Annotated in this window: 14 protein-coding genes; 6 read left to right on the top strand and 8 right to left on the bottom strand. The window is 61.6% G+C overall.

Going from position 1 to position 15044, the window contains the following annotated elements:
- Nucleotides 1–92 precede the first annotated feature (92 nt).
- The 3 genes from glpT to LG385_RS10130 are packed head-to-tail and all read left to right on the top strand — an operon-like array spanning nt 93 to nt 2402.
- Complete coding sequence (glpT, locus tag LG385_RS10140) at nt 93–1445, top strand: glycerol-3-phosphate transporter (RefSeq protein WP_225774168.1); 1353 nt, start codon at nt 93–95, stop codon at nt 1443–1445.
- A gap of 53 nt (nt 1446–1498) precedes the next feature.
- Complete coding sequence (locus LG385_RS10135) at nt 1499–2167, top strand: dTMP kinase (protein WP_225774167.1); 669 nt, start codon at nt 1499–1501, stop codon at nt 2165–2167.
- A 34-nt stretch (nt 2168–2201) separates the two neighbouring features.
- On the top strand, nt 2202–2402 hold the full coding sequence (locus tag LG385_RS10130; RefSeq protein ID WP_225774166.1) for a hypothetical protein: 201 nt from the start codon (nt 2202–2204) through the stop codon (nt 2400–2402).
- A 7-nt stretch (nt 2403–2409) separates the two neighbouring features.
- Here the strand turns inward: LG385_RS10130 and LG385_RS10125 are convergent, their stop codons facing one another.
- From LG385_RS10125 to LG385_RS10105, 5 genes are all read right to left on the bottom strand, one after another.
- Nucleotides 2410–3099 carry a YoaK family protein gene (locus LG385_RS10125; RefSeq protein ID WP_225774165.1) on the bottom strand — a complete coding sequence of 230 codons (690 nt, stop codon included), beginning with the start codon at nt 3097–3099 and terminating at the stop codon, nt 2410–2412.
- 311 nt (nt 3100–3410) lie between these two features.
- Nucleotides 3411–4301: a LysR family transcriptional regulator gene (locus LG385_RS10120; protein ID WP_225774164.1), complete on the bottom strand. Its 891-nt coding sequence runs from the start codon at nt 4299–4301 to the stop codon at nt 3411–3413.
- A 61-nt stretch (nt 4302–4362) separates the two neighbouring features.
- Entirely contained in the window at nt 4363–4596 is a 234-nt protein-coding gene (locus LG385_RS10115) for a DUF2790 domain-containing protein (RefSeq protein ID WP_225774163.1), read from the bottom strand.
- 300 nt (nt 4597–4896) lie between these two features.
- The gene (locus LG385_RS10110; RefSeq protein ID WP_225774162.1) at nt 4897–5691 is read right to left on the bottom strand and encodes an SDR family NAD(P)-dependent oxidoreductase; all 795 of its coding nucleotides are present in this window, start codon (nt 5689–5691) and stop codon (nt 4897–4899) included.
- A gap of 80 nt (nt 5692–5771) precedes the next feature.
- Entirely contained in the window at nt 5772–6323 is a 552-nt protein-coding gene (locus tag LG385_RS10105; RefSeq protein ID WP_225774161.1) for a cysteine hydrolase family protein, read from the bottom strand.
- Nucleotides 6324–6426: 103 nt separating this feature from the next.
- On the opposite strand from LG385_RS10105, the gene LG385_RS10100 reads away from it, so the two are divergent.
- Nucleotides 6427–7434 carry a GlxA family transcriptional regulator gene (locus LG385_RS10100; protein WP_225774160.1) on the top strand — a complete coding sequence of 336 codons (1008 nt, stop codon included), beginning with the start codon at nt 6427–6429 and terminating at the stop codon, nt 7432–7434.
- Between the two features lie 3 nt (nt 7435–7437).
- On the opposite strand, the gene LG385_RS10095 is transcribed toward LG385_RS10100, so the two are convergent.
- Nucleotides 7438–8565 carry a metallophosphoesterase gene (locus LG385_RS10095; protein WP_225774159.1) on the bottom strand — a complete coding sequence of 376 codons (1128 nt, stop codon included), beginning with the start codon at nt 8563–8565 and terminating at the stop codon, nt 7438–7440.
- 146 nt (nt 8566–8711) lie between these two features.
- Between LG385_RS10095 and LG385_RS10090 the strand changes: the two genes are divergently transcribed.
- Nucleotides 8712–9434: a haloacid dehalogenase type II gene (locus LG385_RS10090; RefSeq protein ID WP_225774158.1), complete on the top strand. Its 723-nt coding sequence runs from the start codon at nt 8712–8714 to the stop codon at nt 9432–9434.
- A gap of 112 nt (nt 9435–9546) precedes the next feature.
- Nucleotides 9547–10329 (top strand): SDR family NAD(P)-dependent oxidoreductase, encoded by a 783-nt coding sequence (locus LG385_RS10085; protein WP_225774157.1) that lies wholly within the window; start codon nt 9547–9549, stop codon nt 10327–10329.
- A 19-nt stretch (nt 10330–10348) separates the two neighbouring features.
- Here LG385_RS10085 and LG385_RS10080 read toward each other — a convergent pair whose 3' ends face one another.
- Nucleotides 10349–13762, bottom strand: coding sequence for an autotransporter outer membrane beta-barrel domain-containing protein (locus LG385_RS10080; RefSeq protein ID WP_225774156.1), 3414 nt, complete (start codon nt 13760–13762; stop codon nt 10349–10351).
- Between the two features lie 195 nt (nt 13763–13957).
- Nucleotides 13958–14974: a LacI family DNA-binding transcriptional regulator gene (locus LG385_RS10075; RefSeq protein WP_225774155.1), complete on the bottom strand. Its 1017-nt coding sequence runs from the start codon at nt 14972–14974 to the stop codon at nt 13958–13960.
- Nucleotides 14975–15044 lie beyond the last annotated feature (70 nt).

Here is a 15044-nt window from a genome sequence, read left to right as displayed (position 1 = left end):
AACACTCAGAGCAGAGAAAAAGCAGTGGGGTTTTCTGTAACGAAAATGTAATATTCGCTTTCGCATACAATAAAAACAGCTGGAGAGACCCGATGTTTGCATTCTTCCGCCCCGCGGCGCACCGCACGCCGTTACCCGATGACCGCGTCGACAGCACCTACCGCCGCCTTCGCTGGCAGATCTTCGCGGGTATTTTCTTCGGCTATGCCGGGTATTACCTGTTGCGCAAGAACTTCTCGCTGGCCATGCCGTATCTGATCGAGGAGCAGGGCTACACGCGGGGGCAGCTAGGGCTGGCCATCTCTGCCATCGCTATCGCCTATGGTCTGTCCAAGTTCCTGATGGGGCTGGTGTCCGATCGCTCCAACCCGCGCTATTTCCTGCCATTCGGGCTATTGCTGTCGGCTGCGGTGATGTTCCTGTTCGGGTTCGCGCACTGGGCTACGTCCAGCGTGGCCATCATGTTCGTGCTGCTCTTCATCAACGGCTGGGCCCAAGGCATGGGCTGGCCACCCAGCGGCCGAACCATGGTGCACTGGTGGTCGCAGAAAGAACGCGGCGGTGTGGTGTCTACCTGGAACGTGGCGCACAACGTCGGCGGCGGCCTGATCGGGCCATTGTTCCTGCTGGGCCTGGGCTGGACCAACGACTGGCATGCGGCGTTCTACGTGCCTGCCGCCGTAGCAGTACTGGTCGCGGTCTTTGCCTTCGCAACCATGCGCGACACGCCCCAGTCAGTGGGCTTGCCGCCCATCGAGGCGTACAAGAACGACTACCCCGAAGGCTACGATGCCAGCCACGAGGAAGAATTCAGCGCCAAAGAGATCTTCGTGAAGTACGTGCTACGCAACAAGATGCTGTGGTACATCGCGCTGGCCAACGTCTTCGTGTACCTGCTGCGCTACGGCGTGCTGGACTGGGCACCCACCTACCTCAAGGAGGCCAAGCACTTCACGGTCGACACCACCTCCTGGGCATACTTCTTCTACGAATGGGCGGGGATTCCCGGCACGCTCCTGTGTGGCTGGATGAGTGACAAGATCTTCCGTGGCAACCGTGGGCTGACCGGTGTGGTGTTCATGGTGCTGGTGACCATCGCCACCCTGGTGTACTGGCTCAACCCGCCAGGCAACCCGGCCGTGGATATGGCGGCGCTGTTCTCCATCGGTTTCCTGATCTATGGCCCGGTGATGCTGGTGGGGCTGCAGGCGCTGGAACTGGCACCCAAGAAAGCCGCCGGTACGGCTGCAGGGTTCACTGGGCTGTTCGGCTACCTGGGTGGCTCGGTAGCGGCGAGCGCCGCCATGGGGTATACCGTGGACCACTTCGGCTGGGATGGCGGTTTCGTGATGCTGGTAGCGGCCTGCGTACTGGCCATTGCGTTCCTGCTGCCCACCCTGCGCCATACCAACGTGGCCAGTAGTAGCCGGGAAGCGGTCGCCTGAGGCGTGGACTTCGTGCGTCAGGCCCGTCCATTGCTGTCCAGAGGAAAGGTTGAATGAATCGCCCGCTGTTTGTTTCCCTGGATGGGCCCAAAGGCGCCGGTAAGACCACCTTGCTTGAAGCGGTAACCCAGGCATTGAGGGGGCAAGGCAAGAAAGTCGTGCGGATATGCGAGCGCAAAAGCGACCCCTGCCGCGCTGAGACCATGGCCCTGGTGAACCAACTCGCAAGGCATCCCGCTCGCGACCTGGAGTGGCAGGTCTGCGAGCGCTTCGCCGATAGCCGTGCCTGGATTTCCCGGCACGTGCTGCCCAGGCAGCCACAGGGCACTATTATCCTGATCGACCGCTGGTACCCGTCCGATGCGGCGTTTCGCCGCCTGGTGCCCTTTGCCGAAATTCTCAGGCTTAACCTCGAGCGGGACGTGCAGGTACCAGACCTGCACGTGGGCGTTGTGACCGCCCCCGAAATTTCATGGGCGAGGGCAGCGGCCCGGTCGCGCGGCCTGGGGAGCACAATGCTTTATCACCTCAAAGAGCATATCGCTGCTACCGAGGCGTTCGAGCAAGCGGTCGCAGCCCATGGCTGGGTGCTGTGTCGCAACGAAGGAAAGATCGAAGACGCCACGAGGCAGGTGGCTTGCGCGATTGATCGAGTGTTCGAGGCGGCCGTAGGGCAGTCCATTCAGGAAGGCACGCAACGCCCGGCTCAAAACGTGGACTAATACAAGACAGATGTCCCGATCCGGAGCCACCACCATGAACACGGTACATTCCATCCTTTCTTCGCGCGTGTTTCCCGTGCCCGGCAATCCTTGGCCGCTGCTCGCAGACGAGTCTCCTCTCAACGATCTTGACGATGCCGAGGACGATATCGACGCGCTCGATGACGATTTCGCCGACGCCCTTGCCGAGCGTGTGGATCAACCGGCGCCGTTGGCCGATCCTGGTACGCCCTGAGATGAAGCTATAGCGCGGGCTTCGAACCTCCATAGGCCGCAATACTCGCCCATGCGGCCACCGCAACCGGCAGCACCAGGCTCCACAACCCGACCGCAAGGTACATGAGTGCCGCGCTGATGCAGCCGAGGGTAAACCCCAGAAGGTTCGCGCCTATGGATTTCAGGCGCGAGCGAATGGCCTGGCGCTCTTGTTCATCCTTGAGCCCAGCCAGGGCAAATACGTCGATTGCAACCTGGGTGACATTCCCGGTCATCAGCGTGGTGGGCGGCGCCGTTTTGAGGTGCTGGCGAGACAGCGTGTTCTGTATCGCCATTGCTGCCACGCCGGTCATTCCGGTTACCAATGCGAGGGTGCTGTCCGCATTGCTGAAAGGCCCGAATGCGATTCCGAACGCGGCGAACAACCCCAGCAGGAAAACGTGAGCGACCAGCAACAGGTGCAGCGAGGCCAGGTTTCGTTTGTGCAATTGCAGCGCAGCCACGTGGGTAAGCCCGACCACGGCGATGAACACGGGCAACGCCAACAGCTTCCCGACCGCTCCGGACGTGCCGTGCACAATACTCACACCCAGGGTCACGAAGTTCCCTGTGACGTGTGCGGTGAACAAGCCCTGCAGCGCGATGAAGCCGACGGTATCGACGTAGCCGCCGTTGAAGCTCAATGCGGGGGCAAGGTATTTGTGAATGGGCTGCATGGTGGTTGTCCCTGTACCTGAGATGAGGCCCGCAGAGCGGTCCATGGAAGCTACTCTACGTAGGGGCTCATCTCAGGACAATTCACTGGAACAGGACTTCAGTGATTCTGATACGGAGACTATCAATGTGGCCCATGAAGGCGCCTTGATGCGGGATACCGTCATCATTTTACTTTTCAGGGGGTGTTCTCTCCGTAATCCAGGGTGATTATCTTATGTACGGAGCCAGTGTGTCCGTCGAGGATGACCCCAGGGTTCTCGCCATCACAGCACGTGGGCGTGCTGCCATTGATCAATAACGGTTGCACTGTTCAGGCAGGCGCCTGGGAAATGTGCCTCAGGGCGTGAACCGCCATCTCCACGGCCGGAAGCTGCTCACGGCCGTGTAGCCAGGTGAGTACCAGGTGTTCCTTGGTTTTCAGGCCTTGCACCCAGAACCGCTTCAGCCCGGACGGTACCTGTTCCTGTTTCCATTGAGGCACCAGCGCGATGCCCGCGCCGGTCGCGGCCAAGGCGAGCGCCGCCGAGGTATCCGAACATTCAAAAGCAATGGTAGGGCGGTGGCCGAGGTCCAGAAAGGCTTGGTTTATGCGTTCGTATACGCCGCCGCCGTGTTTGCGTTTCAGCAGGATGAGTGGCGCGCTGGCCAGGTCTTCGATAGAAAAGCCTGCCTGTGGGTCCGAGGGAGCGAAGCCGGTATGGAGCCCTGCGAGCGGCAGTTCCAGCAGGGGCTCCGATTCCAACGCGGCGCTGCCAACCGGCCACTGCGTCACCGCGAAGTCCAGGCGCCGTTCTTCGATCAGCTTTTCGAGTGTGTCAGGCTCACCGGAGTGAATGGCAAACACCACATCGGGCAGCTGGCGCTTCAGTTGGCTGACGATCTTGGCCAGCACCGTAACCCCGGCCGTGACCGTGCCGATGTTGACCTTGCCCTTGAGCCCTCTGGCCCACGCGTGCATCTGCGCATCGACTTCGTCGGCGAGGCTAAGCAACTCACACGCCCGCTCATAGAGATGCAGGCCTGCCTGAGTGACTTGCAGGCCGCGGCCTTTTCGCTCGAACAGCCGCACACCGTATTCGGCTTCCATCGCCTTGATGTGCTGGCTCAACGGCGGCTGGGCAATGTGCAGCACATCGGACGCCGCAGCGATGGACTTACGTTCAACGATGGTCTTGAAGTAAAGGAGTTGTCGCAGATTCATAGGGCCATGCTTGAAACCTTGAGCGCGGCAGCATAACCGAGCCTGGGCGCGGGGTGCCGGGTTATTCGTAGCAGCCTTTGCCCATCACCTGATAGGCCAACACATGGCGTTTGCCTTGATGGTCTTCATAGACCATGTGGTTCGTCACCAGCTCGCATACTTCGGGTATCGCTTGAACATCGATCACTTTGGCGATATCCAGGTGCTGCGAGTAATCATAGGTTTCCGCATCTTGCGCGGCAGCCACGGTGGCGACGGAACATAACAGCAGAGCGGGGGCGGCAAGGCATTTCACGCAATTTCTCCTGATGGCAACGAGCAGCCCGGCACGCTGGATCAAACGGCTGCCGGGAATTGCAATCAGGATAAGCGGCTGAAAACCTTGGGAATATTTCTGTTTCGGTTAGCACTCGGACTAAAAAAGTAATGCTCCTGTCCAGGCGCCGGCGCCGAAGGTACTCGCTAACGGTTACACCGGTGCCAGCCCAAACCCCTCGATCTGCCGGCCAATGCTGATCGCCTGAGCGAGCAGAACCGTCATCGTGCGGTCCGCGCATTCGGCGCTAGCCCGGTGGCACGCTACACCCGAGCCGCTTCAGACAATATCGTCCACCACGCCGCCATCCACCCGCAGGGCCGCGCCGGTGGTGGCGCTGGCTTGGGGCGAGCACACGTATACGACCATGTTGGCCACCTCCTCAGTGGTCGCCACGCGCTGAATGATCGAGGTGGGGCGGTGTTCCTTGACGAAATCAGCCGCTACCTCTTCCACCGGCTTGCCTGTACATTCCACTTCGGCCTGCAGCATCCCGGCCACGCCGTCGGACAGGGTGGGCCCTGGCAATACGCTGTTGACCGTCACGCCGCTGCCCGCCACGCGCTTGGCCAGCCCACGAGACAGGGCAAGCTGTGCCGTTTTGGAGAGGCCGTAGTGGATCATGTCCACGGGGATATTGAGGCCTGACTCCGAAGAGATGAACACCACCCGGCCCCAGCCTTTTTCAACCATCGCGGGGAGCAGGGCACGGCTAAGGCGCACGCCTGACATCACGTTGGTGGCCCAGTACTGGTCCCACACATCGTCGCCTGTCTCGAAAAAATCCTGCATGCCATAGATACCGGCGTTGTTGACCAGCACGTCTACCATGCCGGCAGCACTGACCAGCGCGTCCGCGCCCTGCGCGTTACTCAGGTCGGCGGCCACGCCAGAGACCGAGGCCCCAGGCACCTCTGCCTGTAACCGCGTAACAGCCTCGCTGACCGATTTATTACCGCGGCCGTTGAGCACCAGAGTAGCGCCCGCTTGCGCGAGGCCCTTGGCGATCGAATAGCCGATACCGCCGGTGGACGCGGTGACCAGTGCGCGTTTTCCGCTCAAGTCGATGTTCATCATGACGCCTTTTTGAAGAGGGTTAGGAAGGGACTTACGGGGACAGCTCCCTAACCATAGCAACGCAGCGGCGCCTTGCCTCAGGCCTTGCTTAGATACTCTTCGGTGGAAATCACCGTGGCATAGGCAAATCCCAGGGCCGCCATGAACGCGGCATGCACATGGGCAGCGGGGACAGTGGTGCCGTTGAATTCGAGGTCGCGGCTGGCGCAGGCGTCATGCACCACCGTCACGGCATAACCCATATCCGCAGCAGCCCGGGTGATCCCGTCGACGCACATGTGGCTCATTGCGCCGACCACCACCAGTGCCTCGACGGCCAGTTCATCAAGCAGCTGCTTAAGCTCGGTTTCGCGGAACGAGTTAACGAAATGCTTGAGCACCACAGGCTCCTGCGGCTGGTTGAGCACCTTGGGGTGCAGCTTGGCGCCCTCGGAGTTCGGCGTGAAAAAGGGTGCGGCTTCGCTGGTGAATTCGTGGCGAATGTGGATCACCGGAGCACCGGCGGCGCGGGCGGCTTCGATGATTTTCGCGGCATTGTCGGCCGCCGCCTCCACGCCCACCAACGGCCATTTGCCGCCAGGGAAGTAGTCGTTCTGAATATCAACTACGATAAGTGCTGATTTGGGCACGGCGGTTTCCTTGTAGAGAGTGTGCTGTGTGGGATACCAGTATTGAAGGTTCCCCTGCCGTTGGGGATTGGCCGCAGCGACATAATACGAGGGAAAACTGACAATGAGCGTAGAACGGGCTATCGCAGACATCGGGCTGCTGATGTACCCCGGTTCACAAAGCGCCGCCATTCACGGGCTGACTGACCTGTTTGAAGTGGCCAACCGTATGGTGGATGAGCAGGCTGCGCCGCACCTGCCCAGGCTGCGCGTGAGCCACTGGCGGGCAGACCACAGCGACGAGCCTCACTGCGTATTTCAGAGCTTTGCTACGGATAAACCTGGGCCGCTTATAGCGGTGTTGATACCGCCTTCGCTCATGGGGCTTCCCGGGACCGAGGCGATGGAGGGGTTGTCGTGCTGGGTGCTGACGCAACATGCAGCTGGGGCCACCGTGGGCACGGTATGCCTTGGCGCGTTCGTACTTGCCCAGACCGGCTTGCTTGACGGCAGGGCAGCCACCACCCATTGGACCCAGGCAGGGCTTTTGAGCGAGCGCTATCCCAAGGTAAGGGTCGATGCGGACAAACCCATCGTGGATGATGGCGACGTCATTACCACGGCTGGCTTGATGGCCTGGTCCGAACTGGGCTTGCGCCTGGTCGAGCGCCTGCTGGGCCCCAGTATTGCCGCTGCTACCGCGCGCTTTCTGGTCATCGAACACAGCGGCAGCTCGCAGCAATGCGGCAGCAACTTTGCGCCGGTGTTCACCCACGGTGACGCAGCGGTGCTAAAGGTGCAGCACTGGCTGCAAAGTAGCGGGGCGGTACAGGTTTCCCTGGATGACATGGCGCAGTGCGCGGGCCTCGAGCCCCGTACGTTTCTGCGGCGTTTCCGGGCCGCGACCGGGTTGAGCCCCACGCAGTATTGTCAGCACCTGCGCGTAGGCAAGGCGCGTCAATTGCTCGAGCTGACCAAGGATACGGTCGATCACATCGCCTGGTGCGTGGGCTACCAGGACTCAGCGGCATTCCGCGCAACCTTCCGGAAAATCACCGGCCTGGCCCCGGGTGAATATCGCTCCAGGTTCGGGGTTGGGCCTATGAGTTCTCGGCGCGCCGCACAGCTGTGATGTTCAGGTCGGGCCCGCTGCCCGCCGCAACGTGATGCGGGTGAGCTCCGAAGGCACGCCCAGGCGCAGGGCAAAGCCGGGCCAGAGAGCGGTGCCGTTATTGACGTAGAGTTGCATGCCGGCTACCTGATAAAACCCGGACACGAAACCTTCGTTCGCATTGGCGATAATCCGGTCCAGTGGGCGGATCATGCCGCCATGGGTATGGCCGGACAGCTGCAGTGCAACGCCCTGGCTTGCGGCGAGGCGGGCGTTGCGCGGTTGATGGTCGAGCAGGATGATCGGGGCACCGCCAGGGGCTCCGGCCAGTGCCTGGCGCAGGTCCGGGCCAGGTAGCCCGGCGCGCGGTGCGCTGAGGTCCGTGACGCCGGCCAATACCAGCTGAGCGCCGTCACGCTCGATCAGCGCATGGCTGTTTTCAAGGCGTTTCATGCCTAGCGAGACGAAGTACCGCATCCACGCTTCGTTATCGAAGAAGTACTCATGGTTGCCGGGTATCACGTAAACCCCATCCGGCGCATGAAGGCCACGTAACGGCTCCACGTCCCGTACGCGCGCCGCGAGCGGGCCGTCGATCAGGTCGCCCGTAATCACAATCAGGTCTACACCCACCGCGTTCGAGCGCTCCACCACTGCACGCGCCCACGCCTCGTCGAACAGCCGGCTGATGTGCATGTCGGTCAGTTGCAGCAGCCTGTAGCCATCAAACTGTGCGGGCAGGTCCTTGATGGCTACCTCGATATCCTTTACGGGCGGCACCCGCACGGCCTGGTGCACGCCGACCCCGGCGAGCAGCAGTGCGGCCGTACCCACGGCGTAGCGCAGCGTGGAAGGGATCGTCAGCCATTGCCGGCGCACCAGCATGGTGAGCAACGTCCCGGCGTCGACCAGCACCTGAAACACCGCGATCAGCAAAATGGCGCCAAACGCCCAGTTGAAGAACATCACTACCGGCCGAGGGAATTCGGGCGAGAACACACTGCCAGACGAAAACCTGGCGTACAGGTGATACTGGGAGGCGAGCAGCAGCAACAGTGCAGCGGCAAGCCTTGCTGGTACTGGCCAGGGCATGGGCGAAATGAAGCGCAGGATCACATACAGGCATGGGGCGCTGAACATAAGGTGGAACATACGGCTGCTCCCGGGATCGGCTGTGCGATGGCTTCGCTCATAGGGCTATGGCGCTTCGCTGAAGACATTCAGATCCCTGCCTGCGGCGTTCCGTTCAAGCGGATAACCCCGCGCGCAGCCCGCAATAACCCACTCTGGAGCAGGTGATGGCAAAACTCGAAGACGTGCGTTTCCTTGGCTTTGATGTGTTTGGCACGGTCGTGGACTGGCGAAGCGGGGTTGCTCGAGCAGCCGATCCATTTCTGCGGCGTCACGGTTTGAAGGTCGATCCGCTGGAATTCGCCGATCAGTGGCGCGCGCTCTATCAGCCTTCCATGCAACGCGTGCGTTGCGGTGAGCGGCCGTTCGTGACGCTGGATGTACTTAATCGAGAGAGCCTCGAAACGGTGCTGGCACGGCATGGCGCCGATTTTGGCGCTATCGGTGGATCTGAGCTGGACGAACTGAACACGGCATGGGAACAGCTCGATCCATGGCCGGACGCTGTGGAGGGGCTGACCCGGCTCAAACGCCGATTTGCCATTGGCGCGCTTTCCAATGGGCATATCGCCGGAATGCTCAGGCTTGCGAAGTATGGAAGCTTGCCCTGGGATGTGATTGTAGGTGCGGAAATTGCGGGTACCTACAAGCCTCAACCCCAGGCCTACCTCAAGTCAGTGAACGCGGTAGGTGTGGCGCCCGGGCAGGCGGGGATGGTCGCTGCGCACAACGGCGACCTGGCGGCAGCCCGCGCCCTCGGTATGAAAACCGTTTTCGTGCGACGCTCCACCGAGCATGGCGCGCAGCAGACTACCGACCTTGGCCCTGAGCAAGGCTGGGATGTGGTTGTGGATTCGCTGACCGAGGCCGCGCAGGCGCTGGGTTGCTGAAGACGAGGGCAAGTTCATGGATCAATTTGCAGGTCTGCCTTTCAGATAAATAGAGCCTTTGCCCCGACCGCAGCGCGGCAAGGGCAATGTTTACCTATCGAGGAGAGAATGCATGACATCCAACCGCCCCTTGGCTTTGGTTACCGGAGGTTCCTCTGGCATCGGCTTCGAGCTGGCCAAACAGTTCGCCCAGAACGGCTTCGACCTGGTCATTTCCGGTTCTAGCGACAAAGTGACCAAAGCCGCCGAGGAACTCCGTACGATGGGTGCGCAGTGCTACCCATACCAGGCGGATGCGTCCACCTACGAAGGGGTCGAAGGGCTGTGGAACCATGTGGTATCGCTCGACCGGCCACTGGAAGCTGCGGCGTTGAATGTCGGCATCGGCCAGGGCGGCGCCTTTCTTGATAACGACCTTGAAGATGATTTCAAGCTGATCGCCATCAACATTACTGGCACCGTACACATGGCCAAGCGGGTAGCTATGCACATGGTGGCCAACAAGTCGGGCCGTATTCTGATCACTTCGTCCATTTCTGCGACGCAACCAACGCCTTATGAAACCGTGTATGGACCGTCGAAGGCCTTTGGTTTTTCCTTCGCCGAATCGCTGCGCCAGGAGCTTCGCGGCACCGGCGTGACCGTAACTGCGTTGCTGCCCGGCGCTACGGACAGCGAGTTCCACAAAAACGCAGGTATGGCCAGCAGCGAGATTGGCAAGTCGAAGAAGAACGACAAGACCGAAGTCGCACGGCAAGGCTTCGAAGCGCTGATGAACGATGTGGACCACGTGGTAGGCGGCGACGAGCAGACCAAGCAGCAAGCCATCGATAACCGCACCACACCTGAAACCGTGAAGGCTGAACGTCACGCCGAGAATGCCCGGTTGAAGTAGGGGGGCACGCGTTCAGTGGCTAAAACGGCACAGCCAACCGCACCTGGCCAACCTGCTCGGTATAGCCAGCGCGCGTTTGCATGTCCATGGCAAACGAGAGGCTGATACCGGAGGGGCCTACCGAGCTGAATTCCAGGCCGCCGCGCAGCACCCACGGCCCGAAGTCGCTACCAGGGGTGCGGAAGGTTTGCCCGGGTGCGCCGGCGAAGGCGGCGTTGACCACGTTGCCTTCGTCTATGACGTCGTAGGCCACGCCCAGCGTGCCCTTGATCTGCGTGCCAGGCGTAATGCTGTGGCTAAGCCGGGTGTCAAAGCCCAGCAACAGCTGGTCGGTGGTGCGGGCTTTTACCTCCAACAGCAGCGGCGCGATACCGGCAGCGCCTCGTTCGCGATAGCCGTCATCGTTTACCCGCGTGTAATCAGCGCTCAACGAGGGGGTGAGCGTGGCGGCTTCGCTAAGCGCCCAGCGCCGCGACAATGCCACGCCGCCGGTAAAGAAATGGCTGTCGACGGTGGTGCTGGCCTGGCTGTTGCTACCGCCAAAAGTCAGCGTTCGCCTGCCGTCGCTCTGGTTATGGCCCATGCCGGCGTGCACGCTGAGTTCGGTAATCTCGTCGAGCAGATGGCTACCGTAGGCGGTTAGCTGGTACAGCTCCAGCTGATTGTTGCGGCTGCGGCCCGCGCCCGGATCGCTGGCCTGGCCCTCGCCATAGGCAAAGGCCACGCCCACACGCGTAGTGCGGGAGACGGTCGCCTCGGCGCCAAACAGTGTGCCGCCTACGTTGGTTGCAAAGCCGTTACTGGCGCCGCCCTGGTTATCCGCCATTCGCGCGCCGAAGCTCTTAATCCAGACACCGCTTGCCGGCTGAACGAAACCGGGCGCCGACAGCGGCGCCTCGCTCATCCGCTCGCGCAACGTATCGGTGATCTGCTCAAGCATGAACTGGCTGGCCGGCAGGGCGTTGGTCAGCGGCAGGCTCTGAGACACCGCACGTGCCACCTCGGCCTGCGAGGTGGCAGTTAGAAAGTAGTCAGTGAGCGGGCTGCTGATCCCTTGTGCGAATTGGCTATCCAGCACCCGCGCGGCGCCCGAAGCCTTGTTACCGGCGCCCGTGCTGCGCAAGGCGTCGCTGGCCCCGGTGCTGCTTTTGACGGCGAGCTTGAGGTCCACTGTATTGGCGTCTTTCACACCGCTGAAGTTGAACAGTTGGGAGTTGCTGGTGACCGTGTAGGTGCCGTCCGATACCAAGGCGCCGGCGGAAATCACATTATTCAGTCGGTTGACGCTCAATGGCTGCGCCGGGTTGGCCACGTCCACATATAACTTGGCCAAATGCGGCAGGGTCGCGGTGCCGCTGACCACAAGCTGGCCATAGCGGGCGCCGTCAACCACCTGGGTGCTGAAGGTCGCGCTGCTGGTTTGCAGGTAGTTGCCCTTGATGGTTGCCACCGCTGCATGGGTTGGCAGGGTGGGCTCATCCAGGTTCGGCCCTACGGCGGCGACGGCCAGGATGCCCCGGTTCTCGAGGGTCGGCACTTGGAAGCGGTTGCCGTCCTGCAGCGTGAAGGTACTCCCGCTGGTGATGAGCACGGGCGTGGCCACCGTGCGCACGGCGCCGCTGAACCGCGCAGTGTCATCGCCGCTGATGCGCAGCTGCGGCACGCTCGAATTTTTGTCGATGTGCACCGCATAACCGCTGACTGCGTCGGCCAGTACGCTGCCGCTTATGTCGATGCCGTCAGTAATGCTGGTATTGCGCAGGGTGATGCCGTGCTGCCCGGCGACCGTGCCGCCATTGCGAAGGGTGCCCCGGATGGTGCTGTCGCTCAAGCGTATGCCCCTGTCTTTACCGGTAACCGTGCCCATGTTGATCAGGTCGCCGCTCAGATCGCTATCGGACAGCGCGATGCCCAAGATGCTGGCGCGAATCTCGCCACTGTTGTTGATGCTGCCGTCTACGTGGGTGCCTTGCAGACGCAGGCCGTGGCTGCCGACGAGCTGGTGGCTATTGGTAATAGTGCCAACCATGGCGCTGTTATCGAAGCGAATGGCAGAACCGTTGCCGCTAGTGATGGTGCCCGCATTGGTGAAATTGCCTATGATCTGGCTGTCGCGAACGCGCACGCCATTGGCTTGGCCGAGGTCACCCACACCCCAAATGCTTCCGGTGTTGCTAAATCCGCCGCTAACGCTGGAGTTGTCGATAACCAGCCCGGTGCGCCCGCTGATGGTGCCACCGGAATTCTTGATGCCCCGGCGGGTGATGGTGGCCGTGCCCACCTGTATCGCGACGCGATCGGAGCTGCTGATGCTGCCGCTGTTGTAAACGCCCTCGATGACGGAACCCGCGTGAATACCCAGCGCGGCCTGAGGAACACCGTCGCTCTGCATCACGTCGCCTTCAAGTGAAATATCACCGGTGTTTTGCAGCGTGCCCCTCACCGTAGCGGTGTACAGGGCGAGCCCTTCGCTGGACGCCGCGATAGTGCCTTCGTTGATCACATTGCCTCGCGTCAGGGTGCTGCTGAGAGTGATGCCACTGGCTGCAGTAATTACGGCCTGGTTCACCAGGTCCCCAGATAGCCGCCCTCCGGAGAGCCGCACGCCATGAACATCGGCGGTAAGGGTGCCTCGGGTGATCAGGTCCCGACCGATATAGCTGTCAACCACTCGCAGGGCGTCCGCGCCGCTACTGATGATGCCCCAGGCACGCACATCACCGTCCACCCTCGACCCGGTCAGGGCCATGCCATGCTGACCAGCCGTGAGGTCCCCGGTGTTGATCACCTCCCCATGGACAATGCTGCTGTCCATTGCCACGCCGGTTCCACCACTTTTCACGCCGCCGCTGTTGGACCACCGGCCGTTGATGGTGCTGACTCGCAAGCGCAGCCCATAGCCGGCGGCATTGATGTTGCCGATGTTGCGCAGCGAGCCAACAATGCTGTCTTGGATATCAAGGCCACTGCCCGAGGCGCTTCCAGACGTGATGGTGCCGTGATTGTCCAAGCCGTTACTCAAGCGGGTGTCCTTGATTACTATCGCGGTACCGCTACTCTCGGCCACGGCCAGGTTGGCGTTGAAGAAGTTGGTGATGCCGCCTTCCAGAGTGCTGTTGGTGAGCGTAATACCCGGTGTGCCCGAGAGCCTGCCGCCATTGACGATGTCCAGAGCGCCGTTGACATGGTCCGCAGTTATCGCCGGGGCGGCGCTGCTGCTGAGCTCACCGGTGGTGGTGATCCTCAGCGTGCTGCCGGCGACGAGCGTGCAGGGGCCGGTGCTGGCGCCGCTGATTATCGTGCTGCCGGCGCTGCCGCAGGCGCCGAAGGAAGGCGGCGCGGCCAGGCTGCCCATGGCAAGCGCTGCGGCACAGGCCAAGGCTCGGGGAGCGGGTAGGTCATGGGGCTCGCCTGCGTGGTTAGACCGTACCATGACCCACCCCCGGCTTTGCGCCGATGTTGTAGAGAAGAGGTGGGTATAGTCAGGCGTGGGTGGTGTGTCAAAGCTGACACAGAGCGACTACGCCTTGGCAGACAGGCGGCTGATGCCAAGCGGAGATGGCAGCTTCACTGGTTGCCGAGCTCGCCTGGCATATTGCGGGAGAATCACCGCATGCTCGCGCCAGGTTCAAGGTAGGCACAGGCTGCTCGAGCGCACCTTGAGCAATGCCGGGAAGCGGTGCGACGCAGTCGGTTCCCCGGCCAATTGCGCGAGCAGGGTTTCCACGGCCTTCATGCCCTGCGCATGCATACTGGTGCTGACACTGGTCAGCTCAAGGTGCTCGGCCAGCGGGGTGTCGTTATACCCCACTACCGCTATGTCCCGGCCAGCCACCATGCCGCGCTTGCGCAACGCACCAAACAGGCCGATTGCCAGGAAATCGTTAACGGCGAAGATAGCGGTCGGCGGCTCGGGATGAGCGAGCAAGCGCTGCCCGATATCAAAGCCGGTTTTCGTATCGAAATGGCCAGTGATGATCTGTTCTGGCGCAAGGGGGATACCTTGCTGTTGGTAAAAGCCAACGAAGCTGGCGGTTCTCTCCTGGGCATTGCTGCTATGGGGTTCGCCGGCAATCACCGCTACCCGGGTATGGCCCTGGGCAAACAAGTGTTGTGCCGCCAGCCGACCGCCCATTTCGTCATCGGACGTGATCGAGCAATACGGCGCGCGTCGTCGGCTCACCAGTACGAAGGGGACCTGCCGGGCTTGCAGTTCTTCCAGAAAGCCCGGCTCGTGGGTGGTGTGCACATCGCTGATGATCAGGCCCGCTACATTACGCGCCAGCGCTCGCTCGGCCCGCTCACGCTGGCGTTCGGGCAGGTCCAGGGTGTTGGCAACAAATGAGGTATAGCCCATCGCTGTAGCTGCTTCATCGATCCCTTCATAGATCGTGGCCAACACGATGTCGGACAGTCGCGGCACCAGCACACCGATTTCACGGCTATGGCGCGTTTTGAGAGTTCGGGCATGGGTATTGGGCCGATAGTCCAAGCTTGCAGCCAGAGACTGTATACGTTCGATCGTCTCCTTGGACGCTGCTCGGCTGGCGCCGTCCAGCGTGCCGTTCAGTACCCGCGACACCGTCGATACATGGATATTGAGCTGCTGGGCAATACTGCGAAGCGTGGCTGGGGGTGTTTTCATAGGTATGCCTGCACAACGCCCGCGCCACGATGGCGCATCATGTACCAAAAGATTGCATGAATGGCGGGGC

The sequence above is a fragment of the Pseudomonas sp. Marseille-Q5115 genome, assembly GCF_916618905.1.
GTDB lineage: Bacteria > Pseudomonadota > Gammaproteobacteria > Pseudomonadales > Pseudomonadaceae > Aquipseudomonas > Aquipseudomonas japonica_A.
This window is presented reverse-complemented; position numbering and strand designations above follow the sequence as displayed.

Coding starts and splice junctions, on each gene's coding strand:
- glpT (WP_225774168.1), top strand. CDS start 93: ATGTTTGCATTCTTCCGCCCCGCGGCGCACCGCACGCCGTTACCCGAT.
- LG385_RS10135 (WP_225774167.1), top strand. CDS start 1,499: ATGAATCGCCCGCTGTTTGTTTCCCTGGATGGGCCCAAAGGCGCCGGT.
- LG385_RS10130 (WP_225774166.1), top strand. CDS start 2,202: ATGAACACGGTACATTCCATCCTTTCTTCGCGCGTGTTTCCCGTGCCC.
- LG385_RS10125 (WP_225774165.1), bottom strand. CDS start 3,099: ATGCAGCCCATTCACAAATACCTTGCCCCCGCATTGAGCTTCAACGGC.
- LG385_RS10120 (WP_225774164.1), bottom strand. CDS start 4,301: ATGAATCTGCGACAACTCCTTTACTTCAAGACCATCGTTGAACGTAAG.
- LG385_RS10110 (WP_225774162.1), bottom strand. CDS start 5,691: ATGAACATCGACTTGAGCGGAAAACGCGCACTGGTCACCGCGTCCACC.
- LG385_RS10100 (WP_225774160.1), top strand. CDS start 6,427: ATGAGCGTAGAACGGGCTATCGCAGACATCGGGCTGCTGATGTACCCC.
- LG385_RS10095 (WP_225774159.1), bottom strand. CDS start 8,565: ATGTTCCACCTTATGTTCAGCGCCCCATGCCTGTATGTGATCCTGCGC.
- LG385_RS10090 (WP_225774158.1), top strand. CDS start 8,712: ATGGCAAAACTCGAAGACGTGCGTTTCCTTGGCTTTGATGTGTTTGGC.
- LG385_RS10085 (WP_225774157.1), top strand. CDS start 9,547: ATGACATCCAACCGCCCCTTGGCTTTGGTTACCGGAGGTTCCTCTGGC.
- LG385_RS10080 (WP_225774156.1), bottom strand. CDS start 13,762: ATGGTACGGTCTAACCACGCAGGCGAGCCCCATGACCTACCCGCTCCC.
- LG385_RS10075 (WP_225774155.1), bottom strand. CDS start 14,974: ATGAAAACACCCCCAGCCACGCTTCGCAGTATTGCCCAGCAGCTCAAT.